General features: G+C 68.5%; 22 protein-coding genes, 2 tRNA genes and 1 pseudogene. 15 read left to right on the forward strand and 10 right to left on the reverse strand.

What is annotated here, in order from left to right; genetic code table 11:
- Nucleotides 1-1,308 precede the first annotated feature (1,308 nt).
- Nucleotides 1,309-1,896, forward strand: a complete 588-nt coding sequence (locus tag ACWEOE_RS14945) for a TetR/AcrR family transcriptional regulator (RefSeq protein WP_452008659.1) — start codon at nucleotides 1,309-1,311, stop codon at nucleotides 1,894-1,896.
- Nucleotides 1,897-2,361: 465 nt separating this feature from the next.
- Here ACWEOE_RS14945 and ACWEOE_RS14950 read toward each other — a convergent pair whose 3' ends face one another.
- Nucleotides 2,362-3,342, reverse strand: coding sequence for a DNA-3-methyladenine glycosylase family protein (locus tag ACWEOE_RS14950; RefSeq protein WP_452008662.1), 981 nt, complete (start codon nucleotides 3,340-3,342; stop codon nucleotides 2,362-2,364).
- Between the two features lie 574 nt (nucleotides 3,343-3,916).
- On the opposite strand from ACWEOE_RS14950, the gene ACWEOE_RS14955 reads away from it, so the two are divergent.
- Both ACWEOE_RS14955 and ACWEOE_RS14960 read left to right on the forward strand, forming a co-directional pair.
- Nucleotides 3,917-5,239, forward strand: coding sequence for a M20 family metallopeptidase (locus tag ACWEOE_RS14955; protein WP_452008665.1), 1,323 nt, complete (start codon nucleotides 3,917-3,919; stop codon nucleotides 5,237-5,239).
- Nucleotides 5,240-5,340: 101 nt separating this feature from the next.
- Nucleotides 5,341-6,462: a S1C family serine protease gene (locus ACWEOE_RS14960; RefSeq protein WP_452008668.1), complete on the forward strand. Its 1,122-nt coding sequence runs from the start codon at nucleotides 5,341-5,343 to the stop codon at nucleotides 6,460-6,462.
- A gap of 125 nt (nucleotides 6,463-6,587) precedes the next feature.
- Here ACWEOE_RS14960 and ACWEOE_RS14965 read toward each other — a convergent pair whose 3' ends face one another.
- Nucleotides 6,588-6,974 carry a DUF3224 domain-containing protein gene (locus ACWEOE_RS14965; protein ID WP_452008670.1) on the reverse strand — a complete coding sequence of 129 codons (387 nt, stop codon included), beginning with the start codon at nucleotides 6,972-6,974 and terminating at the stop codon, nucleotides 6,588-6,590.
- Nucleotides 6,975-7,041: 67 nt separating this feature from the next.
- A complete protein-coding gene (locus tag ACWEOE_RS14970) occupies nucleotides 7,042-8,574 on the reverse strand; it encodes a helicase HerA-like domain-containing protein (protein WP_452008672.1) in 1,533 nt (510 codons plus the stop codon).
- Nucleotides 8,575-8,691: 117 nt separating this feature from the next.
- Between ACWEOE_RS14970 and orn the strand changes: the two genes are divergently transcribed.
- The 4 genes from orn to cutA all read left to right on the forward strand — a co-directional run bounded on the left by orn (nucleotide 8,692) and on the right by cutA (nucleotide 11,040).
- Entirely contained in the window at nucleotides 8,692-9,300 is a 609-nt protein-coding gene (orn, locus tag ACWEOE_RS14975; RefSeq protein WP_326565054.1) for an oligoribonuclease, read from the forward strand.
- A gap of 75 nt (nucleotides 9,301-9,375) precedes the next feature.
- Nucleotides 9,376-9,451 (forward strand) — tRNA-His (locus ACWEOE_RS14980).
- A 93-nt stretch (nucleotides 9,452-9,544) separates the two neighbouring features.
- A complete protein-coding gene (locus ACWEOE_RS14985; protein ID WP_452008675.1) occupies nucleotides 9,545-10,696 on the forward strand; it encodes a site-specific integrase in 1,152 nt (383 codons plus the stop codon).
- 20 nt (nucleotides 10,697-10,716) lie between these two features.
- On the forward strand, nucleotides 10,717-11,040 hold the full coding sequence (gene cutA, locus ACWEOE_RS14990; RefSeq protein WP_452008677.1) for a divalent-cation tolerance protein CutA: 324 nt from the start codon (nucleotides 10,717-10,719) through the stop codon (nucleotides 11,038-11,040).
- A 1-nt stretch (nucleotide 11,041) separates the two neighbouring features.
- On the opposite strand, the gene ACWEOE_RS14995 is transcribed toward cutA, so the two are convergent.
- Nucleotides 11,042-12,280, reverse strand: a complete 1,239-nt coding sequence (locus ACWEOE_RS14995) for a hypothetical protein (protein ID WP_452008679.1) — start codon at nucleotides 12,278-12,280, stop codon at nucleotides 11,042-11,044.
- A 168-nt stretch (nucleotides 12,281-12,448) separates the two neighbouring features.
- Between ACWEOE_RS14995 and ACWEOE_RS15000 the strand changes: the two genes are divergently transcribed.
- From ACWEOE_RS15000 to ACWEOE_RS15020, 5 genes are all read left to right on the forward strand, one after another.
- Entirely contained in the window at nucleotides 12,449-12,730 is a 282-nt protein-coding gene (locus ACWEOE_RS15000) for a hypothetical protein (protein WP_452008682.1), read from the forward strand.
- Nucleotides 12,730-12,855 carry a hypothetical protein gene (locus ACWEOE_RS15005; protein WP_452008684.1) on the forward strand — a complete coding sequence of 42 codons (126 nt, stop codon included), beginning with the start codon at nucleotides 12,730-12,732 and terminating at the stop codon, nucleotides 12,853-12,855. Before ACWEOE_RS15000 ends, ACWEOE_RS15005 begins: the two co-directional genes overlap by 1 nt.
- Nucleotides 12,856-13,120: 265 nt before the next feature.
- Nucleotides 13,121-13,591: a glycine-rich domain-containing protein gene (locus ACWEOE_RS15010; RefSeq protein ID WP_452008687.1), complete on the forward strand. Its 471-nt coding sequence runs from the start codon at nucleotides 13,121-13,123 to the stop codon at nucleotides 13,589-13,591.
- 15 nt (nucleotides 13,592-13,606) lie between these two features.
- Nucleotides 13,607-14,470 carry a phosphotransferase family protein gene (locus ACWEOE_RS15015; protein WP_452008690.1) on the forward strand — a complete coding sequence of 288 codons (864 nt, stop codon included), beginning with the start codon at nucleotides 13,607-13,609 and terminating at the stop codon, nucleotides 14,468-14,470.
- Between the two features lie 209 nt (nucleotides 14,471-14,679).
- Nucleotides 14,680-15,369: a hypothetical protein gene (locus ACWEOE_RS15020; RefSeq protein ID WP_452008693.1), complete on the forward strand. Its 690-nt coding sequence runs from the start codon at nucleotides 14,680-14,682 to the stop codon at nucleotides 15,367-15,369.
- A 98-nt stretch (nucleotides 15,370-15,467) separates the two neighbouring features.
- Here the strand turns inward: ACWEOE_RS15020 and ACWEOE_RS15025 are convergent, their stop codons facing one another.
- From ACWEOE_RS15025 to ACWEOE_RS15035, 3 genes are read right to left on the reverse strand one after another with little or no spacing between them, the layout of a single operon-like run.
- Nucleotides 15,468-15,809 (reverse strand): hypothetical protein, encoded by a 342-nt coding sequence (locus ACWEOE_RS15025; protein WP_452008695.1) that lies wholly within the window; start codon nucleotides 15,807-15,809, stop codon nucleotides 15,468-15,470.
- 13 nt (nucleotides 15,810-15,822) lie between these two features.
- Complete coding sequence (locus tag ACWEOE_RS15030) at nucleotides 15,823-16,131, reverse strand: hypothetical protein (protein ID WP_452008697.1); 309 nt, start codon at nucleotides 16,129-16,131, stop codon at nucleotides 15,823-15,825.
- Nucleotides 16,128-16,502: a hypothetical protein gene (locus ACWEOE_RS15035; RefSeq protein WP_452008699.1), complete on the reverse strand. Its 375-nt coding sequence runs from the start codon at nucleotides 16,500-16,502 to the stop codon at nucleotides 16,128-16,130. Before ACWEOE_RS15035 ends, ACWEOE_RS15030 begins: the two co-directional genes overlap by 4 nt.
- Nucleotides 16,503-16,579: 77 nt before the next feature.
- On the opposite strand from ACWEOE_RS15035, the gene ACWEOE_RS15040 reads away from it, so the two are divergent.
- On the forward strand, nucleotides 16,580-16,723 hold the full coding sequence (locus ACWEOE_RS15040; RefSeq protein WP_452008845.1) for a hypothetical protein: 144 nt from the start codon (nucleotides 16,580-16,582) through the stop codon (nucleotides 16,721-16,723).
- On the opposite strand, the pseudogene ACWEOE_RS15045 reads toward ACWEOE_RS15040, so the two are convergent.
- Together ACWEOE_RS15045 and ACWEOE_RS15050 are read right to left on the reverse strand one after the other, a co-directional pair.
- Nucleotides 16,681-16,863, reverse strand: a pseudogene (locus ACWEOE_RS15045) (helix-turn-helix domain-containing protein); the annotation flags it as partial. The gene ACWEOE_RS15040 and the pseudogene ACWEOE_RS15045 sit on opposite strands and share 43 nt — an antisense overlap.
- A 116-nt stretch (nucleotides 16,864-16,979) precedes the next feature.
- Nucleotides 16,980-18,221, reverse strand: a complete 1,242-nt coding sequence (locus tag ACWEOE_RS15050) for an NADH:flavin oxidoreductase/NADH oxidase family protein (protein ID WP_452008701.1) — start codon at nucleotides 18,219-18,221, stop codon at nucleotides 16,980-16,982.
- A gap of 234 nt (nucleotides 18,222-18,455) precedes the next feature.
- Between ACWEOE_RS15050 and ACWEOE_RS15055 the strand changes: the two genes are divergently transcribed.
- Nucleotides 18,456-18,528: transfer RNA gene (locus ACWEOE_RS15055), tRNA-Lys, on the forward strand.
- Nucleotides 18,529-19,135: 607 nt separating this feature from the next.
- Here ACWEOE_RS15055 and ilvD read toward each other — a convergent pair.
- Nucleotides 19,136-20,833: a dihydroxy-acid dehydratase gene (gene ilvD / locus ACWEOE_RS15060; protein ID WP_452008704.1), complete on the reverse strand. Its 1,698-nt coding sequence runs from the start codon at nucleotides 20,831-20,833 to the stop codon at nucleotides 19,136-19,138.
- A gap of 527 nt (nucleotides 20,834-21,360) precedes the next feature.
- Between ilvD and ACWEOE_RS15065 the strand changes: the two genes are divergently transcribed.
- A complete protein-coding gene (locus tag ACWEOE_RS15065) occupies nucleotides 21,361-22,482 on the forward strand; it encodes a hypothetical protein (RefSeq protein WP_452008707.1) in 1,122 nt (373 codons plus the stop codon).
- Nucleotides 22,483-22,593 lie beyond the last annotated feature (111 nt).

A 22,593-nucleotide genomic window follows, 5' to 3' on the forward strand; every position in this document is an offset into this window, starting at 1 on the left:
GTGAACCGCGCCGATCCGGCCCACCTCACCGGTCCGGCAACCTCGCCGATCCGCCACGCTGGGCCGATCCAGCTCACCTCATCGGTCCGGCGACCGCGCCGATCCGGCTCACTTCGCCGCTCTGGCGGGACCTTGTCCCACCACTCGGCGCACTCCGCTGATCCGGCGGCCTATGCCGCCCGAGCGAGGCTTGCCGGTTCGGCGAGCCCCTGCCGGGCCCCTCGCTCGCCTCACCGGGTCGGCAAACGCTGCTGGCCCTGGCTGGCCCCGCCGACCCTGCCGGTCAGGTGCACTGCGGCGGTCCGGCGGATCGGGCCGCTCCGGCAAGCCTGGCGAGCAAGCGCACTGCGGCGGTGCGGCGGACCGTGCCGTCCTGGCAAGCCTGGCAAGCCTGGCAAGCCTGGCAAGCCTGGCAAGCCTGGCAAGCCTGGCAAGCCTGGCAAGCCTGGCAAGCCCGGCGAGCTGGTGCGCCTGGTGAGCAAGCGTGCTCCGGACCGTGTCGTCCCGGCACACCTCGCCGGTCCGGTTCGCTTAGCCGGTCCGGCACGCCTCGCCGGACCGGCGAACCGCGCCGACCCGGTTCACTTCACCGTTCTGGCGGGGGACCTGCCCGCCAGAACGGCGTACTCCGCTGATTCGGTGGCCTGCGCCGTGCGGGCGAGCATTGCCGGCTCGGCCCTGCCGGGTAAGCGCCCTCGCTGGCCCCACGAGCCTCACCGCGTCGGCGAACACCGCTGGCCTGACCGCCCTTGCCGACCCTGCCGGTCAAGCGCACTTCGGCGGTGTGGCGGGCCGTGCCGTCCTGGCAAGCCCGGCAAGCCCGGCGGACAAGCGTGCTCCCGGACCGTGCCCGGCAGGCCGGCGAGTTAGCGCACTGCGGTGGTCCGGCAAACCGTGCCGTCCTGGTGAGTCCGGCAAGCCCGGCGTGCACGCGCGCTCCCGGACCGTGCCGTCCTGGCGAGCCGGGCGGTCAAGCGCGCTCCGCGCACCAGTCGCGCCCCGCCTATGGGGCCGGCCCGAGGCGTTGCTGGGCAAGCGCGCTCCGCCGGTCTGGCGGGCCGTGCCGCGCCTCGGCGCGCTCTGCCGATTCGGCGGCCGCCGCTTTGCGGTCGAGCTGACGCCCCAGCGCGCCGTGCCGAACCGGCGGGCGCGGTCGGCCTGCCGGTTCGGGAGCCCGCCGGCCAGATCGCTCAGCTGACCGTGCCGCTCTGACCGAGGAACCCGCCAGCTTTCATCGCACCTCCCGACCAACCTCGACGTTCCGATAACGGGGATATCCGGATAGTGCCGACAGGTAGGCTCGCCGGCGTGTCACGACTGAGCCGCGCTGAGTCGCAGAATCGCAATCGCGAGCACGTTCTCCAAGTCGCTCGCACTCTCTTCCTTTCTGGTGGTTACCGAGCCACCTCGCTCGCAGCGGTTGCCGATGCGGCCGGGTTCTCGACGGGCGTCGTGTACTCCAACTTCAGCGGCAAGCCCGAGCTGGCCCTCCAGGTGCTTCACGGCATCCAGGCCGAGCAGGCCGAGGCGTTGGCGCCTCTCCTCGACCACACGCAGGCCCCAGGCGAGCTCGCGCGCGGCCTGCGGGAGTGGGCCGAGCAGGCCCTTGCCTCCGGGTGGCCCCGCTTCGAGCTGGAGTTCGCCCTCGACACCCGCGCGGACCCGGCGATGGTGGCCGCCATCGCCGAGCGTCAGCGCTTCGCCGCCCATCTCGTCACCAGGGCGCTGCGCAGGCACTTGCCGGAAGACCTCCAGTCCGTCCTTCCGCTCACCGCCCTCGCCGACGCCGTGGTTGATCTGATGATCGGCTTCGCGGTTCGCCGGCTGATCGACCCGGACGCCTCACTCGATCAACTCGAGACACTTCTCCGGGCCGTGTTGGGCTTTCGCTCCTGACGACCTCCGTTTCACTTCACTGTTCCGAATGCTCCTACCGGGATTCGCGTCGCACACCGACATGAGGCGCAGGTGCAACGAGACGGGAGCTGAGGGCAAGGGTCACCTACTTCGACTCGCCAGGTACAGGGCCGCCGGTGCGCCCCGGGACGGCACGGCGCAGGGACCACGGACCATTGGCGCACTGAGAGGCGGAGCCGCAGTGGCATCGCGAGACCGAGGTGCCGCGAGGTCAGCCGCTATCGCGCGGCGGCAACGAATCCTCACGACACCGACGGCTGAGGCGCAGGCGCCCGAAGTGTTGCGGCATCCCGCTGAACCGGCCTCGGATCCCGCGCCTTGTCGCCTCGCGTACTGGCGCTGCGGGTCACTCGCGCACTGGGGTCGCAAGGCTTCAAGGCCTCCGGAGTCCACATAGGACCCATGCAGCCCGGCGCCGTGACCGCACGGGCGCACCACTCGAACTCACACCACGTCCGCCTCCCCGGCACCGACCTGGGTTATCGCGGGTGGCGAGCCCTCGGGTTCCGGCGTCACCGCGTCCCGGCTGGCGCGGAAGAGGAGGGAGAGCCAGCCGCGGTAAGGGCGCCAGTCGTCGGTGAGGAGGGGGAGCTGGTGGGGTGGCGTGGTGTCCGGCAGGGCGTATTCCTCGCGCAGGGCCTGGTGCAGGCGGCCGTCCGCGAGGGGAAGGAGGTCGGGGTGGCCGGCGCCGCGCAAGAGGATCTGTTCGGCGGAGAAGGTGCCGATGCCGGGGATGGCGCGGAGGAGCTCCAGAGCCTCCGGGATCGGCAGGGCGCGCAGCATCGCCGGGTCGAGGCGACCGTCGAGGGCGGCTTCGGCGACGGAGCGGAGGCGGGCGACGCGGAAGGCGGCCAGGCCGTCGTCCGGCTCCAGTGCGGCCAGTGCGGTCGGGGCGGGGAACGAGACCACCTGGTACTCGCCGACGTCGACGATGCAGCCGTGACGTTCGGCGAGCACGCGACGGCGCTTGATCGCCGTGGTGAAGCGCATGCCCTGGGACAGGACCGACCAGCACGCGGCCTCGTACGGTGACGAGAACAGCACCGGTCGCAGCCCCGGCCACGGCGCCCGCAGCCGGGCGACCACGGAGTCGCGGCGCTCGACGTCGGGGAGGCCGGAGGCGTCGACGTCGAGGGAAAGCACACGGCTCACCTGTGCCACGACCCGCGGCGCGACGTCGACCGGCGCCGACACCTCGACCTCGACCGTGCCGGGCGATCTCTGGCGGATCGCGGCGCCGGCGTGGGTCCACACGCCGTCGACGGGGAAGGCCAGGCGCAGCACGCCGGGCTCCGAGGCGGCGTCGGGTCGGCCGGCAGGCCCGAAGCGGGCCAGGTAGCGGCTCGCGGTGTTCAGGTCGAACGGCCCGCGCACGGCGATCTCGCCGGTCGGCCGGGTCATGGGCAGCAGGATCGGTGCGGTCATCGGGGTTGTCCCTCCTCTGTGGGCTCCGGGGTCGGAGACCGTGGGAGGGACGTTAGGAACGGGCACCGACAAACCGGGTCTTCGAACGCCTGATCGGCGAAACGTTCACTCGATCGTGGCAAGAAGACCTTCGGCACACTGCGGCTGTCCGAACGGAAGGAGCCCACGATCCGAATGCCCGGACCGATCGGCCGATCTGCTCACGCTCCCGGCGAATCCGTCGAAGCCGGCTACCTCGACGTCCTCGGCGAAGCAACCACAAGCAGGTCCCACCACGGGAAACACGCAAGCGGCTGACGCGCACAACCCTGGCATTCGGCTCCACGGTCGTAAAAGCGGGCCTCGCCAACGGGCTCGACGGGGCGCCCTCGATGCTCGCCCGCGCCGTCACTGAGACTCGAGAAGACGGCGTCGCCCTCCTTCGTGCCGACGCCGTCGAGCCGCCAGTCGACCATCCACAGTGGACGATACTTGCTGCTTCGCCGCCCTGCACCTGTTCGCCGAGCCCGGACGCGGGGCAGCGGCCGGACGCGAACTGATCCACTTTGTCGGTGCCCGGCGATACCATCCCCGCATGACCCACGCCGCTCCCCTCCCGCCCGACGACTCCCACCTGCGCGCCCTGATCGAAGCCACGGCCGAAGCCGTCGCGGCCGCCGAACCCCTCGGCTCCGACCACGCCGGAGCCGAGACCGGCGTGCGCGCGGCCGTGGAGCGAGAAGTCCAGGCCCGCGCGGGCGAACTCGTTGCCCTGAGCCAAGATCTCCACGCCCACCCGGAAGAGGGCTTCACCGAGCACCGTTCCGTCGGCGCGCTGGCGGAGCTGTTGCGCGCACACGGCCACGAGGTCACCGTCGGTCTCGGTGGCCTCGACACGGCGCTGCGCGCGAGCACCCCGGACAACGGCGGCCCGCACATCGCCGTGCTCTCGGAGTACGACGCGCTGCCCGGCCTCGGGCACGCGTGCGGGCACAACGTCATCTGCACCGCCGGCGCCGGCGCGTTCCTCGGCGCCGCGGCCGTGGCCGAGCAGGTCGGCGGGCGCGTGTCGCTCGTGGGCACGCCCGCCGAAGAAGGCGGTGGCGGCAAGGAGACGCTGGCCCGGGCCGGGGTGTTCGACGACGTCGACGCGGTGATCATGCTCCACCCGTTCAGCCACGACATCGCGCTGCACCCGTTCCTCGGCCGGCGGCAGCTGGAAATGGTGTTCCACGGTGTCGGGGCGCACGCGTCGGCGCAGCCGTTCATGGGGCGCAACGCGCTCGACGCGGCGGTGGCGGCGTACCAGGGCGTGTCGATGCTGCGCCAGCAACTGCCCTCGACCGACCGCGTCCACGGCGTGTTCACCGACGGCGGAGCCCGGCCCAACGTGATCCCCGAACGCGCCGCGCTCCTGTTCTACCTCCGCTCGGCCGACCCCGAAACGTTGCGCGATCTCGCCAAGCGCATGACCGCGATCGCCCACGGCGCCGCGGAAATGACGGGCTGCGCGGTCGAGCTGACGTGGGATTCGCAACCGGCCTATCTGCCGATCCGGTTCAACACCACACTCGCCGGGCGGTGGTCGGTGAACCAGGCCGGTACCGGACGCAAACCGCTGCCTCCGGGCATCGTGCCGGAGTTCCTCACCGGGTCGACGGATCTGGGCAACCTGTCGTTCCGAATGCCGGCGCTGCACTCGATGATCGCCGTCTCCGGCCCCACGGTTGCCTTGCACACCAAGGAGTTCGCCGAAGCCGCCGGTTCCCCCGCGGGTGACAAGGCCGTGGTCGACGGCGCGCTCGGCCTCGCCCTCACCGCCGCCGACTACCTCGCCGACGCGACGCTGCGCCAAGCCGTGCACGACGAATTCGAAGCCTCGGGAGGTGCGCTCGATGTCCCGAAGTTCTTCGACTGAGCACGGCTGAGGAATGCCTGAGGATTCTCAGCTGATTCTTCTCAGCAAAGCCGAAGGGATTTCCACAGGGTTCTCACAACCACGGCCGCGAACCTGGGTTCATGACCGAGAACGCGAGTCGGCCCGGCCCCGCCTCACCCGGTGGGCACCAGCCGCACCAGCCCCACCAGAACGCTGCGCACCAGAACGCACCGCAGCCCGCTCAGTCGCACCACAACGGGCCGCAGCAGACCGCGCCGCAGCAGGCCCAACCCCAGCAGGCCCAACCCCAGCAGGCCCAGCCACAGTACGGCCCGTACCGCCGGCAGGGGCACCACGGCCAGTACAGCCACCAGCAGAGCGCGCCGAACCCGCTGTTCACCCAGCAGCCGGCGGTGCAGGCCACCCGGCCGAAGCGCCGGGGCGGCAAGCTGGCGGCCGTCGTCGGGGCGACCGCGCTCGCCGCGGCGCTCGTCGGCGGCGGCACGGGCGCGGCGATCGTCGGGCTGACCACCACGTCGGTCGCCTCGCCGGCCTCGTCGTCGGCGGTCACCGGGCAGACGGTCAGCAACACGATCGCCGACGGCGACGTGAGCACCGTCGCGGCGAAGGTCCTGCCGAGCGTCGTGCAGGTCAACGTGGACACGGGCCAGGGCGAGGCCATCGGCTCGGGCGTGATCCTGAGCTCAGACGGCCGGATCCTCACCAACGCCCACGTGGTGTCCGGCGCCGTCGGCGACGTCACGATCACCACGTCCGACGGCAAGAAGTACCAGGCCGGCGTGGTCGGCGCCGACACCAAGGGCGACATCGCGGTGCTCCAGGCGAAGAACGCGAGCGGTCTTACCGCCGCCACCCTCGGCGACTCGAGCAAGCTCGTGGTCGGCCAGGAAGTGATCGCCATCGGCTCGCCGGGCGGGCTGCAGAACACCGTGACCACCGGCATCGTGAGCGCGCTGAACCGGCCGCTGTCCGACGTCGGCGGGGGCGAGCAGCAGCAGTCGCCGTTCGACCGCACGTCGAACGAAGCCGACAACGGCCCCAGCTACACCGCGATCCAGACCGACGCCTCGATCAACCAGGGCAACTCCGGCGGCGCGCTCGTCGACGCTCAGGGCCAGATCATCGGCATCAACTCGGCCCTCTACAGCCCGTCGGCCAACTCCGCGGGCAGCGTCGGGATCGGCTTCGCGATCCCGATCAACGACGCCAAGACGATCGTCGACCAGATCGTCAACGGCTGACCGGTCGTGGACGGACCGCGGTCGGGGCGGCCCGTCCGACTTTCCTCGCTCGAAGTTCGGGGCCTGCGGGGAAACCACGGTGGAAGCCGCTCTCCCAGGGATTCGGGGCCCGGGGTGAGCGGCTTTCACTCTGCCGGGAGTTCATAGGTCAGCGTGAACGTGTGGTTGCCGGCCGCGTCCTGCGTGATCGCGGCGTTACCCGAGATTCCGGTGAGCTCACCGGTTCCGGAGCCCACGAGGATCACCAGAGACAGTCCTTCGTCACCCGCCGTGTGCCGCAGCACGAAGGAACCCTTTCGCCCGTCGACGGACACCGACAGGCGCTCGAAGCCGACGTACGCGCGCGAAGTCGCATTCGAAGCCGTCAACATCTCGACGCTGCTCGTGCCCTCCACGGCACCCGTGAACGTCTTCGCGATGGCCACCCGGGCGAACTCGGTGCCCGCGGCGGCGTCCTCGGCTTGCGGCTCCCACTTGTCGAGCTCGAACGTCGCGGTCGCGGTGCTGGTCATGGCTGGTTCCTTCCGCCTCGTGAACCCCCAGCCTGCCCGCCATACCTGTCAGCTCGTGTCAGGTATTTCAGCGCCGCCGGTTGCCGAACAGCCCGCGCGTGATCTCCCGCCCGAGAGCCGACGCGGCCGAGCGCATGAACGATTTCACGGCCGGGTTGCTCATGGCCTGCGAAATCAGCCCCGGGTCTTCCTTTTCGACGCGAGGCGCGGGTTCAGGCGCTTGCTCCTCCACCGGCGCCGGCGCGGCAGCCACCTTCGCCGCCAGCTTCTCGTAGGCCGACTCGCGGTCGATCGTCTCCGAGTACTTCGCGTGCAGATCCGACGACGCGACCGCCGCGGCCACTGCCTCGTCGCCGACCGGGCCCATCTTCGACCGCGGCGCCCGCAGCCGCGTCCATGCGACCGGCGTCGGCGCGCCCCGCTCCGACAGCACCGTGACGATCGCCTCGCCGATCCCGAGCGACGTCAGCGCCGTCTCGAGGTCGTAGTGCGGCGTCTTCGGGTACGTCTTCACCGTCCTGGCCAGGGCTTTCTGGTCGTCCGGCGTGAACGCCCGCAGCGCGTGCTGCACCCGCGCGCCCAGCTGCGACAGCACGGCGTTGGGGATGTCGGTGGGCAGCTGCGTGCAGAAGAACACGCCGACGCCCTTCGACCGGATCAGCTTCACCGTCTGCTCGATGCGCTCCAGGAACGCCTTCGACGCGTCGGCGAACAAGAGGTGGGCTTCGTCGAAGAAGAACACGAGCTTCGGCTTGTCGAGGTCACCCTCCTCGGGCAGCTCCTCGAACAGCTCGGCCAGCAGCCACATCAGGAACGTCGAGAACAACGCCGGCTTCGACTGCAGGTTGTCCAGCTCGAGCAGCGTCACCACGCCCTTGCCGTCGCGCTCGCGCATGAGGTCGTGCACGTCCAGCTCGGGCTCGCCGAAGAAGTCCTCGCCGCCCTGGGCCTCCAGATTGGACAGTGTCCGCAGGATCACCCCCGCCGTCGCCGCCGAGACCCCGCCGATGCCCTTCAGGTCGGCCTTGCCCTCGTCGCTGGTCAGATGGGTGATCACCGACCGCAGGTCCTTCGTGTCGAGCAGCGCCAGACCCCGCTGGTCGGCCCAGTGGAAAATCAGGCCGAGCGTCGACTCCTGCGTTTCGTTCAGACCCAGCACTTTCGACAACAGCACCGGGCCGAAACTCGTGATCGTGGCGCGGATCGGCGATCCCTTGCCGCCGGTGCCGAGCGACAGGAACTGCACGGGGCTCGCGGCCGGCGCCCAGTCGTCACCCAGCTCCTGCGCGCGTTTCGTGAGCTTGTCGTTGCCCTCGCCCGCCACCGACAGCCCCGACAGGTCACCCTTGACGTCGGCCAGCACCACCGGCACACCGGCGGCCGAGAGCTGCTCCGAAATCAGCTGCAACGTCTTCGTCTTGCCGGTACCGGTCGCGCCCGCCACCAGACCGTGGCGGTTCAGCGTGGCCAGCGGCAACCGCACGGCCGCCGCCGCCTCGGCCTGACCGTCGATGACCACGGCGCCCAGCTCCACCGCGGCGCCCTCGCTCACGTACCCCTGCGCGATCTCCGCCGCAGGCCCCGACCCCCGCTCGGCCATCCGACGCACCCCGTTTCGAGTCCGAAATCACACTCTTTCACCTGGCTGCCCGAGCGTAACGCGCCGAATGCGCAGGTAACCCGGCTGACATCACCGTGTCGGGTTAGGGTTGTCCGGGTGACCGACCACCTAGTCTGGATCGACTGCGAAATGACGGGGCTCGACCTCGGCAAAGACGCGTTGATCGAAATAGCCGCCCTCGTGACCGACGCCGACCTCAACGTCCTCGGCGAAGGCGTCGACATCGTCATCCACACCGACGACGCCACACTCGACGGCATGCCGCAGGTGGTCCACGACATGCACGCCAAGTCCGGGCTCACCGAAGAGGTCCGCGCCTCCGCGGTCACGCTCGCCGAAGCCGAGCAGCGCGTGCTCGACTACATCCGCGAGCACGTCCCCGACCCCGGCACGGCGCCGCTCGCCGGCAACTCCATCGCCACCGACCGCGGCTTCATCTCCCGCGACATGCCGGCGCTCGACAGCCACCTGCACTACCGCATGGTCGACGTGTCGTCGGTCAAGGAACTCGTCCGACGCTGGTACCCGCGGATCTACTACGCGAAGCCGGAGAAGGGCCTCGCCCACCGCGCGCTCGCCGACATCAAGGAATCCATCGGCGAACTCGACTACTACCGCAGCGTCGCCTTCGTTCCCCAACCCGGGCCGACCAGCGAACAAGCCAAAGCCGCGGCCGCCGAAGTGCAGGAACGGCACCAAAGCTGACCCGGTGAAAACCCCTCGCGAGGGCACGCTACGATAATTCGCAGCAAGGTGATCGCAAGCGGTCCCTCGCAGATGGTGGGCGTAGCTCAGCTGGTAGAGCACCTGGTTGTGGTCCAGGAGGTCGCGGGTTCGAAACCCGTCGCTCACCCCACATCGGCCCTGGTCACAGGGCCGTTTTTGATCAGTGTCCCCATAGATTCCGGAATGTGTCCCCACGGGCATCATTCCGGGTGACAGTGGCCGCATGGCGAGCATCGAACGAAGACCCCGCAGAGACGACACGGTTGGCTTCCGCGTGGTGTGGCGCGACCCCGACACGAAGAAGAAGGACCACCTCACCTTCGAGGACGAGGCCGATGCGAAGCTCGCGATGAAGCTCCTCAACGCGAACGGGCAACGGCTGACCGAAGCGGTCCAGACGATGCAGTCGATCCGCAGTACCGCCCCGACGATCACCGAGATCCTCACCGAGTACATCGACCACCTCACCGGCGTCGAGGAGCGCACGCGCACTGACTACCGCGGCTACGTCGCGAACCACATCGACCCGTTCATCGGAGCCGTCCACATCGACGCCGAGAACCTCGACAAGGTCGCCAAGCAGTGGGTCAACGACCGGTGGGACGACGGCGAAGGCATGGGCGGCAAAACCCTCCGCAACGTCCACGCGTTCCTCTCGGCCGGCATCGGCAGCGCCATCCCGAAGTACCGGCCGGACAACCCATTCCACGGGATGAGGCTCCCCGAGGAGATGGTGTTCCTCGCCAAGCACGAGTTTCCACTGCTGCTGGCCCAGGTGCCCCCCTACTACCAGACGGCGGTGAAGTTCCTCGTGTCCACCGGGCTCCGGTGGGGCGAGTTCGTCGCCCTCAACATCCGCGACGTCGAGCTTTTCGGCGACATCCCCGCGATCCGCGTCACGAAGGCCATCAAGCGCGGGCGCAGCGGTCACTACGTCGGCACCACCAAGACGAGCCGCGGCCGACGCACGGTCTCCATCGCCGCGTCGTTGGTGCCCGAGCTCGAGGAGATCACGGCCGGCCGAGACCCGACGCGCCGCTGTTCGCCGGGCCGCGGTGCGAGGTTGCGCGAGAACAACTTCCGCGACCGCGTGTGGGCGCCTGCCGTTACCGCGGCGAACGCCGAGTACGACGTGCACGGCGTGTTCGTGCCACAGGCCCGCCGGCTGAACAAGCGGCCCCGCATCCACGATCTGCGCCACACGCACGCGTCCTGGTTGATCGCCGCTGGCGTGGACCTTCCCACGGTGTCACGTCGCCTCGGCTACGAGTCGATCAAAACCACCGTCGACATCTACGGCCACCTCGACCCGTCGCAGCTCGAGCGCGCAGCGAAAGCGGCAGACGCGGCACTGCTCGCCGCCATCCCGATGTAGCAACGACTAGCCTGGCTGCCATGGCTGATCACCTGCTCGTCACCACGACCACGCCCGACCGGGATTCGGCCGCGAAGCTCGCCTCGTCGGCGGTCGCGGCGCGGCTGGCCGCCACCACTCAGGTACGCGGTCCGGTCGCGTCGTACTTCTGGCACCTCGGCGAGGCCGGCGAGGGCGAAGAGTGGATCGTGACGTTCAAGACGACGGGCGCCCGCTACGACGAGCTGGAAGCGCACATCATCGCCGCGCACCCCTGGGACAAGCCGGAAGTGACCGCCGTCGAGCTGGCACGCGGGTCCGCAGATTACCTGCGGTGGGTCGAGACCGCGACCGCCCGGGACTGAGCTACCCGGCCCGGACGAGGTCGAGCAAGTCGGCCACCTCGGGCACGTCGCGGTGCCGGTCGAGCTTCCGAGCCACGGACGTGATCCGCGCGAGCGGTCGGGCCGACGCCACCCCTGTAGCCAGCTCGTGCGCGCGGCGCAGCGTCGCGGCGGACTGCTCGATTTCGTGTGCCTGCAGGTACGCGGTCGCGAGCCAGGTCAGGTACAGCGACTTGTCCCGGGCGCATGTGTCATCGAACCCGGCGAGCACGGTTTCCAGCAGCGGCACCGCGCGCAGCGGGCGGCGCAGCTCCGTCCAGCAGCGGCCCGCCATGATGTCGATCTCGGCAGCGTCGACCCAGAACACCCAGTCCGGTTCCGGACGCGAGTCGGTGCGATGCAATGCTTCCCGCGCCAGACCCAGTGCGGCGTCCGCCTGGCGCGCGTTTCCGGCGGCGGCGTGCGCCCACGCCTTGCGCTCTAGCAGCAGTGCGCTCACCTTCGGGGTGGCCACCTCGCGCGCGACCTCGTACGAGGCGTCCGCGTCCGCGGTGCCGCTCTGCGCGGTCGAAGTCTGCTGGTAGGCGGCATAGGCGAGGGCGTTGCCCGCGAGGTCACGGGCACCGGCCTCGTCCGCAGCGCGGCCGCTGTCGGCGTAGCAGCTGCGCGCCCGCTGGTGGTCGCCGACGTCGAACGCGGCCCACCCGGCTTGCTGCAGCTGCTCGGCCAGGATGATGTGCAGCTCGCGGCCGATCTCGGCGGTGTAGCTGCCCTGCGTGAGCAGCGCCTTCGTGGTCTCGACCTCCGCCGCGTACACGGCGCAGGTGTCTCCACCGCCCAGCACGTCGTCCAGCCTCCGGAGGCGGGCCGTACGACGCCGTAGGCCACAGAGTTGCGACCGTCCGATCTTTCCCGGTCCAGAATCGCGGGCGAGCGCGAGCGGCAACGCCAGGGACGCGACGGCACCGATGAACTCTCGTCGCTGCACGGTGCTGTCTCCTCCCTTGCCAGCCTTGCGTCGTGCCGCGCGGCTGGCCGCGACTGCGTCCCGCAGCAGCCTGCTGTCGATGTCGAAGCTCTCGGCGTAGTGCGCCTGCCAGAACGGCGTCAGCAACCGACGCTCGTTCTCCCAGCGCGACACCTCGTTCCGGGTGACCGCCCTGCCCGAAAGGTCCGACAGCCGCATCGCCTGATCAGCCTGTGACCGGTGCGCCGCCTCGCGCAGGTGGCAGAGCAGCGCGCCGATTGTCTCCGGCTGCATGTCTACCCCCTCCGCTCCGTCCGGCGCAGCGGCCACCAAACGTGGCCCCCTCTCCTGGCCACCTCCCCGGGATGGCCACTCTCGCGGCTACTCCCAGTAATAGGGCGTGGCTGATTGCCTAGCAACTATGGCAGACAGAGCTGCTCCAAGGCACCCGGAGCGGACATCGTGACCGCGCTGATCTACATCGATCCGCAGGCGATCCACCCCGTGGTCGACGGCGAATGGCACCGGACACGGCTCACCGGCGTGCCCGAACCCGGGCAGGGCATCACGATGCTGTGCGGCGTCACGGGATCGGCGGCGTTCGAGCCGCTGAACCAGCGGACCGCGCACGGGATCCCGAAGACGTGCTTCTACTGCGAGGCGGCGTTCATGCGCGAGCACGGCATGCCGGTGTCTCCAGACCACCCGGGCCTGCGTCCTCGGCCGCGGCGGGCGGTGCGGTGATGGGCACCTGGATCCGCGACGACGGCACCGAGGTCCTGACCGACCCGGAGACGGGCGCCGTGATCGAGGACGACGAGTACGAGGCGCGGTGGCCGTGCACGCCGAGTGGGTCGGACGCTACCTGAGCGGCGAGCCCACCACGCAGATCGCCGAACCCCTGTGCCCACAGACGACGCCATCCCTGATCTCCCGGCTGTCGTGCCTGCTATGGGCTGGCACGGCAGCCGGGTCCCAGACCGCCATCGAGGCGGGTGGGGCCGGCGGATCATCGCCCCAGTTGTTCCGTCGGCCCCTCATCTCCCGGCCGCCACGCTTGACCCCGAGCTGCGCGGCGCCTGGGTTCCAATCCGGAAGTACCGATCGAAACAGTAGATAATGGAAGGAACCGGAATGACTGTTGCTGTCGAAGACCTTACCGGCCAGGGGCTCATCCCCGAGGAACTGTTCCACCGTCTCGCAGCTCGCATATCCAAAGAGAATGCGGTTACCGTCCAATACGCGGGGCGCATCATGGATCAGGCACTAGCTTTTCTCGCCACCTGTGCCCGAACCGATCGACCGCTTGCCCCGAGCGAAACCGTCGACATCGGATGGCACGCATTCATCCTGTACACACACGAATACGCTGACTTCTGCACTCGTATTTCCGGAAATTTCATCCACCATGTTCCGAACGACAACGACGAAATCGGCGAAATACCCCTGGTCGACATGATGGCTCGCACGACAGCTGCGATCAGGTCGGCAGGGTTCGCCGTCGATGACGAGCTGTGGTTCACTGGGGCCGCCAAGTGCGCGAAATGCTCACAGTGCAAGAACGGATGCACCGACGACCCGCCCCCGGCGGTCTCGCAACGCTAGCCCGAAGGGATCGTCATGGCCAGCCAGGACTGGGAGGAAATTCCCGCCGCCGTCCGTCGCGCGGTCGAAAAAGAAACCGGAGCCGTTTCGTCCGCGATTTCGCCAGCCGACGGGCGGAACTCGGATCTCCTTGCGACGCTCCAGACCGAACGGGGATGCTTCTTCATCAAGGGAGTCCTGGCCGACACGAGAAGGGTACGGATGCAACAGATTGAGGCACAGGTGAATCCCGTACTGCCACATTCTGTTGCACCGCGCCTTCTCTGGGAAGTCAAGTCAAGCGGGTGGTCCCTGCTGGGGTTCGAGCACGTTGCCGGGCACCACGCGAATCTGGCACCCGGCTCGCCGGATCTCACCTCGGTCGCGGATAGCGCGGCCACGATGGCGCGAACGCTTGCGGAGTGCACGCTCGACCTCCCGGACGCGGCCGAGCAGTGGTCTTGGTCGGCCCCGTGGCGGCGGCTGTCGAAGGCGACCGACCGCGAGCTCGACGCGTGGGATCGGCAACACCTCGACGAACTCGTGGAATGGGAGCGCAAGGGGCTCGAGCTCGTGCGCGGGGACAGCCTCGTTCACGGCGACCTGCACCAGCTCAACATCCTGGTTGCGGATCGGGCGCGGGTGGTCGATTGGGCATGGTCGAGCATCGGCGCCCCGTGGCTCGACCCCGTCGCCCTGACCCTGCGCCTCGTCGCAGACGGGCATACCCCCACCCAAGCCGAAGAATGGGCACAGCAGATCCCTCCATACAGGGAGGCGCCTGCCGATGGGGTCACCGCCTTCGCCATTCTGATCATGGGCATGTGGGCCTACCGGGGGGCATTCCCCCAGCTCATTGACGTTGCTCGGCAGTACGTCCGCCATCGCGTCGAATCGTGAGGACCAAGTCCCAAACGACGAAAAGCCGCCGCCACGCTGCGCGCCGAGTTAGCGTCGCCGTACGGTTCGCGCGCGGGCCCGGTGCCCACCTCCCCCCTCGGGTCGCCGGGCCCGCGCATGCGCCGTCGTTGTAACAGCGTTCTTGATCAACACGAGTACAAGGAGCACACACCGCAGCGGCGCCCAGGGGAGAACGAATGTCACCGCGCATGTTCATCGGCATCATCGCTGCAGTCGTCGCACTCGCCGGACTGATTTTGCTCAGTACTGCTGTGAATGCAACCACCGAAGCCGGCGGTTCAGTCGCGTGCGGTACCGGCTTCAAGACAGACACGTCGCAGGCCGCGCACGACTCTCAGGTCGATGCGCTCGCGAATGCCATGGCGCTCGACAATGGCCAGTACGGTCTCGTCCACGTGTCCGATTCCGCGGGCTACGCGGCGGCCTGCGACGGGGCGCTCTCGACGCGCCGCGGGATTGGTTTCCCCCTGCTGGGCATCGGCGTGATTGCGCTGATCGGCGCGGAGGTCGTGCGCCGCGAACTGACTTCGGCCACCTCGGCGCCGGACCTGCAGACACCGCAGCCTGAGCACGCGACAACGCTCTCGCACTCGAACGGCACGCTCCTTGAAGAAGAGACCGTCGTGGCCCAGATGATCAATTCGGTCTCGGTGGTGGGGGCGCAGAACCGGCCTTTCCTCACGACCGCTGAGGCCGGGGTGTTGACGCTGCTGGTCCTGATCGCGGGCGTTCTGCTCGGCGCGTTCGTCCTGCCGAACTTCGGCCTCATCGGCGCACTGCTCGCCTCTCTGGCGTACATCACCATGCTGGGGATGACGATCTACCTACTGGTGCAAGCGATGTTCGATGCTCGGAAACAACCAGCTCCGCAGGCCTGAGGTACGAAAAATGCCCCCGCGCTCGACCGCCTGAAGGCGGGAGCGCGGGGGCTTCTTCGTGGTCCGGCAACAGGCTGAACGGGCGAATCCTTTGTGGACTACGGGACGGTGGCTGATTCGTAGGTCGAGCCGGTCTGGGACTGCATATAATACGTGACTCCGCCGTCGTGGGACCAGGCGTCAGGGTCGCGTTTGGACTGCCAGAGCGCGCGTTCGCCGGATAGGGACGAGCGGTCGATCCACTGGTCTGGCTCGCTGGTGAGCGGGCTGAGGGGGTTGAACTGGAGCAGGGTCTGGACCTTGATGAAGATCTGGGCGCGTTCTTCCGGGTCGGTGTAGTCGGCGAAGGTGCCGACGATGGTGGTGATGTTGGTGGCGTCGTCGCCGGTGATGCCCTGGTACGCGAGCTCTGCGATCGCGAAGTCGCCGAGTGCTGTCACGGATGCCTCCTGGTCAGGTGATGCGGAGTTTGCCGGCGGGTGCGACGGGGCGTTCGGGGTTGTCGGTGGTGCGGTGCCACACCAGGTAGTCGCCGCGGTCGGGGACGAAGTCGTTGTTGAAGGGTCCGACGAGCCGGCCGACGACGCCGTCGCGCAGGTGCTCGGCGGGAGCCCAGTCGGACTCGTCCGGGTCGCCCTGGGCAACAGGGACGATCGCAAGCTCGACGGTCAGGGCTTCGACGTCGACCGGTGCGCCGTCCGGTGTGATGGCGGTGATCTGGACCTCGACGTAGTCGGTGGAGAGGGAGGACTGTTCCTTCATCGCGCCTCCTGGGCGGTCCAGCGGGACGGGAGGAGCACCGCGCCGTAGCGGTTGGGAAGCACGGCCGCCGTGACGGTGATGTAGCGCGGCAGGCCGGGTTCGGTTCCCGCGGCCGTGGCAGGCAGCGGCGATACGCGGAGCGTGCCAAGAACGTCGGCCAGCACGAGGCTGGTCTGCGCAGCGAGCGCGGCGAGCCGGAGCGCGCCAGCACGGTCCGCTAGGGCGATGCCCGCGCTGCCGTTTTCCGGGAGCGCGGCGACGCGCACGTGGCTGATGACGTCGAGGAGCACGAGATTGCCGGTCGGCTGTTCGGGTAGGGCGGCGACGCGTAGCCCGGCGGCGATGTCGGGCGCTGTCTGTCCGGTCACCACGGCGTCGGGGAGCGCGGGTCACCATCATCAACAGCCTCGTCGGCTGGGCGTCGAACGCCTACAACTGGCACCCGCCGGTGTTCATCTTCTCGAACGGCATCATGGTCATCACGTGGATGGGCCTGTTCGTGATGGCGCACCTCGAGCGTGGGCGCCGGCAGCGAACGCAGGAGATAGACGAACTCCGGCGGGCCATGCCCGCCGGCCCGCTCGTGCGGTAGCGCGCCGCCCAGCGTGACGCCGTGGTGTGTGAGACCTGGAACCGCTCAGCTGCTCGCCGCAGCGGCCAACCCTGATCAACGACACACCGCGCAAGCCTCAGCCTGCCGGTCGGCGTCAACGGGGCATTACGGTGAACCATGAGGGCCTCCGGGTCGGTGCAGGTTGTGGTGATCCACACCGAAACCCGAGGTCCTCACCTATATCAAGATCATCACAGCCGTGTCGCCACGTCACCAACGAGCCCGAACAGCACACCTAGGGGGTCAGGAAGAGGTCGCGGAGTGTGGTGAGGAGGGCGATGAGGAGGGCCGTGAGGGCGCGGCGGGTGGGGGCTGGGCGGGCGCCGCGGCCCAGGCGGGCGAGGTGTTGTTGGTGGAGGGACGAGTTCAGGAGGTCGTCGAGGAGGCGGGGGCCGATGTGCGGGGGTGTGGTGGTGCTGGTTGCGGTGGGGTCGGTCAAGAGGCGGGCGGGGAACGTCGGGTCGTGGGTGATGGGGCGGGCCAGGCCGATGAGGTCGACGGAACCGGAGGAGACGGCGGACGCCATGGCGGCGTGGGAGCGGAAGCCGCCGGTGAGCATGAGGGGGATCGAGAGTTCGTGGGCGAAGGTGTCGGCGAAGTCGAGGAAGTAGGCCTCGCGGGCCAGCGTTGAGGCGCGTTGGGGCGTGCCGGTGACGACGGCGATGGACTCGTAGGTGCCGCCGGAGATTTCGAGAAGGTGGATGCCCTCTCGTTCGAGGGCCTTGGCGACGGTGAGGGCGTCGTCGGGATCGAAGCCGCCGCGCTGGAAGTCGGCGGAGTTGAGCTTCACCGAGAGGATGAAATCCGGGGGAGCCGCGGCGCGGATCGCGCGGACGACCTCCAGCAAGAAGCGCATCCGGTTCTCCAGCGGGCCACCCCAGCGATCGTCACGGCGGTTGACGAGCGGCGAGAGGAACTGGTTCAGCAGGTAGCCGTGAGCGGCGTGCAACTGGACGCCGGCGAAGCCCGCTTCGGCGGCAACGCGGGCAGCCGTGGCGAAGCGCTCGACGAGGGCGACCACCTCCACCTCCGACAGCGCCCGCGGCCGGCGGAACAACCACTTGCTCAGCTCCAGCGGCACGGCCGAGGGCGCCACGACGTCCTGCTGCCGCCCGGCGAGCGCCAGACCACGCATCGACTGCCGGCCCGCGTGCGAGAGCTGCAGGAGCAACTTCGCGTCCGTGCCGACGGTCGCCGCGGCCCAGCGCCGCAGCTCCGGCAGGAAGCGGAAGTCTTCGATCACGACATTGCGCTGAGCTTCGAGCGCCGAGCCGTCGACCATGACGTTTCCGCTGATCAGCAGCCCGGCCCCGGACCGCGCGAGGCGCCGGTAGGCCTCCGCGAGCTGCCGCGTCGGCGCACCCCTTCGGTCGGCCAGGTGCTCACTCGTGGCGGCCTTCACCAGCCGATTGGCCAGCACGGCGCCGTTGGGCAGGGACAGGGGCGTGGCGAGGATGTTCTCCTGTACGTCGTACATGAGACCAGAGGTACCTGTACGTCGTACAGTTGTCAACGGCCGATTCGTCACTCCGATCGGCCCCGCGGGTGCCCCCGATCTGCCACACTGGTCACGAATGCGCAGCTAGAAGCCCTCCCGCCGCCGCGGCGACCGTCCGCGCGCCGCGAAGGGGACCCCCCTGAAACGCGGCTTGAACAGCCTGCTAATCTTTTCCACGTCGCCAAGGGAAACCAAAGCGGCGGGCAGCACCAAGCGCCATTAGCTCAATTGGCAGAGCAGCTGGCTCTTAACCAGCGGGTTCGGGGTTCGAGTCCCTGATGGCGCACATTTCTGAATCGAAGCCCACCTGCGATTCTCCTTACAAGAGGATCTTGCGGGTGGGCTTTGATCGTGTGGTGGGGCCGGCGAGGGACCGGGTGTAGCCGCCGTTGCGGGCACGATCTTTCTGGATCTGCGCTTCCCTCGCTGACGACGCTGCTTGCGGTTGTGCCGAAGTGCTTCGGCGTCGTGGTGGGCTGCGGCCAGCACGAGGGTGGCAGTCGCTTCGGCTGCCCGGGTGGGCCAGACACGGCAGGACACTTGTGTAGGTGTCGGCTGTGCTGAAGTCGTTCCGGGGGCCAGCGAAAGACAGGCGGCAGCGTGGCGTGGACCGTGCAGCCGGATCGGTGGCAACCCGGCCTCCGCGACAAGCCGGTTGAACGTGTGGGTCAGGTAGCCAGGACTGAACGGGCCGCCCGGTGAGAAAGTGCCCTATGTGGACGGATCGGAGAACCGACGGAGAACTTCGGCAACATCTGTGGGGAGCTGGTCCGCGACAGGCTCTCCGACAGCGAGATCCGCGCCGTGCTGGGCGGCAACATCCTGCGGGGCTGGAGAAAGCCCGGGCATGGCCGCTGCGCCCAGCCGGATCGCCGGGCGCAGTCCTGCCCGCGTTACCCGCAGACAGCGCCCTGGGAGGCCGAGCCGACGAGCCGGGAGTACTTGGCCAGCACGCCGCGGGTGTAGCGGGCGGGCAGGGGTGTCCAGCCCGCCCGGCGGGCCGCCAGCTCGGCGGCATCCACGCCGAGGTCCAGCATGCCGGTCATGACGTTGAGGCTGACGGGATCGCCATCGCGGACGAAGGCAATCGGCCCGCCGTCGGCCGCCTCCGGGGCGACATGGCCGACGCACAGGCCGGTGGTGCCGCCGGAGAAACGGCCGTCGGTGAGCAGCAGGACGTCCTTGCCGAGCCCCGCGCCCTTGATCGCCGCGGTGATGGCGAGCATCTCCCGCATCCCCGGCCCGCCCTTGGGGCCCTCGTAGCGGATCACCACGACGTCGCCCGCGCTGATCGTGCCGTCCTCCAGCGCGTCCATCGCGGCGCGTTCGCGATCGAACACCCTGGCGGTGCCGGTGAACACGTCCGAGTCGAAACCGGCGGACTTCACGACCGCGCCGTCCGGCGCCAGGGAACCACGCAGGATCGTGATGCCGCCGGTCGGGTGGATCGGCGAGGCCATCGCGCGCAGCACCGTGCCGTCCGGGTCCGGCGGTGCGACCTCGGCCAGGTTCTCGGCGACCGTGCGCCCGGTCACGGTCAGGCAATCGCCGTGCAGAAGATCCGCTTCCAGCAGCGCTTTCATCACCACGGGCACGCCGCCGATGCGGTCGACGTCGGTCATCACATGCCGTCCGAACGGTTTCACGTCGGCCAGGTGCGGCACCCGCGCACCGATCCGCTTGAAGTCGTCCAGGCTGAGCGGTACCTCCGCCTCGTGCGCGATGGCGAGCAGGTGCAACACCGCGTTGGTGGAACCGCCGAACGCCATCACCACGGCGATCGCGTTCTCGAACGCCTCCCGGGTCATGATCCGCCGAGCGGTGATCCCCTTGCGCAGCATCTCGACCACTGCCTGACCGGACCGCCGCGCGAACCCGTCACGCCGTCGGTCCGTCGCCGGTGGAGCCGCGCTGCCGGGCAGCGACATACCCAGTGCCTCGGCCGCACTGGCCATCGTGTTCGCCGTGTACATCCCGCCGCACGCGCCTTCGCCCGGGCAGATGGCGCGCTCGATCAGCCCGACGTCCGCGCGGCTCATCAGGCCCCGGGCGCAGGCACCGACTGCCTCGAACGCGTCGATGATCGTGACTTCGCGCTCGCCGCCGTCCGACAGCGTGACCCGGCCGGGCAGGATCGAACCGGCGTAGAGGAACACGCTGGCGAGGTCGAGCCGGGCGGCCGCCATCAGCATTCCCGGCAGCGACTTGTCACAGCCGGCCAGCAGCACCGAGCCGTCCAGCCGCTCGGCCTGCATCACGGTCTCCACACTGTCCGCGATCACCTCACGCGACACCAGGGAGAAGTGCATGCCCTCGTGGCCCATCGAGATACCGTCGGACACCGAGATCGTGCCGAACTCCAGCGGGTAGCCACCCGCGGCGTGCACGCCGTCCTTGCTTGCCTTCGCCAGTCGGTCCAGTGACAGGTTGCACGGCGTGATCTCGTTCCACGAAGACGCGACACCGATCTGGGGCTTCTCCCAATCGTCGTCACCCATGCCCACGGCCCGCAGCATCCCGCGCGCGGCGGTGCGCTCCAGGCCGTCCGTGACGTCGCGACTGCGCGGCTTGATGTCCGGAGGCTCGTCCATGAACGGACCCTACCGCTCACCGCCACAAGGAGCACCAAAAGAGCTGTCACGAACGGCGAAGCTGGGCAGCAGGGTCGGGAAAGCTCCGTTGTCGGTGACGATGCGGTGGATGTGGGTGATGCCGGGGCGGGCGAAGAACGCCCACATCCGAAGCCACCGCGTCGATCATCCCCCGACACTGCGCGCGCACCTACACGCGTCGCGCCGTGGAGAAGTGAGCTGTTTGCGCGGCCTCTGAGGTCGGCACAGTGAGGTAGCACGACGTGCCCGCGGTCCCTCGGGGTTGTGGGCACGTTCCGTGATTGGGCCCCCGAAATAGTGCGCTGGCTCCACCCTAAAGGGTGAGGATTGTTCCGTTGTGGGGCGGTGTGTCTGTTTCTATAGTAGATCGAGGCGCGCCTCTCGAATACGGCTTGAATCGAATACGGCTTGAATCGAATACGGCTTGAATCGAATATGGCTTGAATCGAATACGGCTTGAATCGAATATGGCTTGAATCGAATATGGCTCAGGAGGGTTCAGTCGCGTGAAAAAGTCTTTGGCATTTCTCGTGTCAGTGACCATGCTGGGAGTTCCCTACGTCGGCTCGGGAATCGCCTCCGCAGCTGATTCCGGAAAGGGGGTGCGGTTCGCGGCGGAGTGGAAGAAACTGCCGGCGCTGGACCCTGATTACGAGGTGGTTCAGCTCACCACCGACGATGCGCTCGACAACAAGATGTACCTCGACGTGGACCCTTATGTCCCTTCGCTCGAATCCGTCGTGTTCATGTCGGAGCGGGACGACGGGCACGAGAACCTCTATCTCATGTCCCTCGAAAACGGCAAGTTCGTACAGCTCACGGATTCCAGTCACATCGACGGCGACCACGCCAATGTGTCCCCTGAAACCGAACGGGCCTTCTTCGTCGAGGATCAGACGTTCACCAGTGTCAGCCTGCGCGCCCCGTACCAGGAGAAGAAGATCCGCACGGTGTCGGACAAGTACAAAATCAGGGGAATCGTCTCTCTGACCTCCGACGGCAAGACGATCGCGTCGTCCCTGTACGACGAGGATGAGGACCAGTCTTCGCTCGTCCTCATCGACGTGAAGACGGGAGACCTCACAACGGTCAAGAAGGTGGACGGCGAAGTCGACCACGTGGTGATCAACCCGGTGTACGGGGACACGCTCGTGTATCACATGCCCGAGGACGAGCAGATCGGCATCGTCGACATCGAGTCGGGGAAGAACACGATGCTGACCGGCCCGGAAGACCACGGTGTACACCCGTTCTGGGAATCCACTGGCAGGGACGCCGCTTTCGCGCAGCGGGAGCAGGAAGACGCGCCGGAGCAGGTGGTGACCTACAACATTCGCAAAGACGAGTTCTTCAGTTACGACATTCCGGAGTACAGCAACCACTTCGCCATGAACGACTCGCGGACGATCATCGAAGGAGACGGGAGGGATGGCGAAACGCCGTACATCTACTTTTACTACACAAAGCCGAACAAGAACAAGGTCGAGACCGTGAGGATGTTCAAGCACCGGAGTTCCTCCGAGACGGAATCGGTGCACCCGCACGCGGCGTTCATCAACGACACGGACCTGATCTTCAACAGCGACGCGGACGGCGACGGCAACGTCTACCTGCTGAGGGAGAAGTAGGCAACCCGGCTTCATTTCGTATCACGGTGCTGCCTTCGCCCAGCGGAGGCAGCACCGCCGCGTGGTGAGGGTCCGTGAACCGCGAGGGGCAGCTTCTGCTTCCCGCCATCG

The organism is Amycolatopsis sp. NPDC004368 (genome assembly GCF_053602515.1).

What these genes read in the sequence shown, in the direction of transcription:
- ACWEOE_RS14965 (WP_452008670.1), bottom strand. Translation starts at nt 6,974, where the DNA reads ATGACCAGCACCGCGACCGCGACGTTCGAGCTCGACAAGTGGGAGCCG.
- ACWEOE_RS14955 (WP_452008665.1), top strand. Translation starts at nt 3,917, where the DNA reads ATGACCCACGCCGCTCCCCTCCCGCCCGACGACTCCCACCTGCGCGCC.
- ACWEOE_RS15020 (WP_452008693.1), top strand. Translation starts at nt 14,680, where the DNA reads ATGTTCATCGGCATCATCGCTGCAGTCGTCGCACTCGCCGGACTGATT.
- ACWEOE_RS14950 (WP_452008662.1), bottom strand. Translation starts at nt 3,342, where the DNA reads ATGACCGCACCGATCCTGCTGCCCATGACCCGGCCGACCGGCGAGATC.
- ACWEOE_RS14985 (WP_452008675.1), top strand. Translation starts at nt 9,545, where the DNA reads ATGGCGAGCATCGAACGAAGACCCCGCAGAGACGACACGGTTGGCTTC.
- ACWEOE_RS14970 (WP_452008672.1), bottom strand. Translation starts at nt 8,574, where the DNA reads ATGGCCGAGCGGGGGTCGGGGCCTGCGGCGGAGATCGCGCAGGGGTAC.
- ACWEOE_RS15010 (WP_452008687.1), top strand. Translation starts at nt 13,121, where the DNA reads ATGACTGTTGCTGTCGAAGACCTTACCGGCCAGGGGCTCATCCCCGAG.
- ACWEOE_RS15050 (WP_452008701.1), bottom strand. Translation starts at nt 18,221, where the DNA reads ATGTACGACGTACAGGAGAACATCCTCGCCACGCCCCTGTCCCTGCCC.
- ACWEOE_RS15015 (WP_452008690.1), top strand. Translation starts at nt 13,607, where the DNA reads ATGGCCAGCCAGGACTGGGAGGAAATTCCCGCCGCCGTCCGTCGCGCG.
- ACWEOE_RS14995 (WP_452008679.1), bottom strand. Translation starts at nt 12,280, where the DNA reads ATGCAGCCGGAGACAATCGGCGCGCTGCTCTGCCACCTGCGCGAGGCG.
- cutA (WP_452008677.1), top strand. Translation starts at nt 10,717, where the DNA reads ATGGCTGATCACCTGCTCGTCACCACGACCACGCCCGACCGGGATTCG.
- ACWEOE_RS15005 (WP_452008684.1), top strand. Translation starts at nt 12,730, where the DNA reads ATGGGCACCTGGATCCGCGACGACGGCACCGAGGTCCTGACCGACCCG.
- ilvD (WP_452008704.1), bottom strand. Translation starts at nt 20,833, where the DNA reads ATGGACGAGCCTCCGGACATCAAGCCGCGCAGTCGCGACGTCACGGAC.
- ACWEOE_RS15030 (WP_452008697.1), bottom strand. Translation starts at nt 16,131, where the DNA reads ATGAAGGAACAGTCCTCCCTCTCCACCGACTACGTCGAGGTCCAGATC.
- ACWEOE_RS14960 (WP_452008668.1), top strand. Translation starts at nt 5,341, where the DNA reads ATGACCGAGAACGCGAGTCGGCCCGGCCCCGCCTCACCCGGTGGGCAC.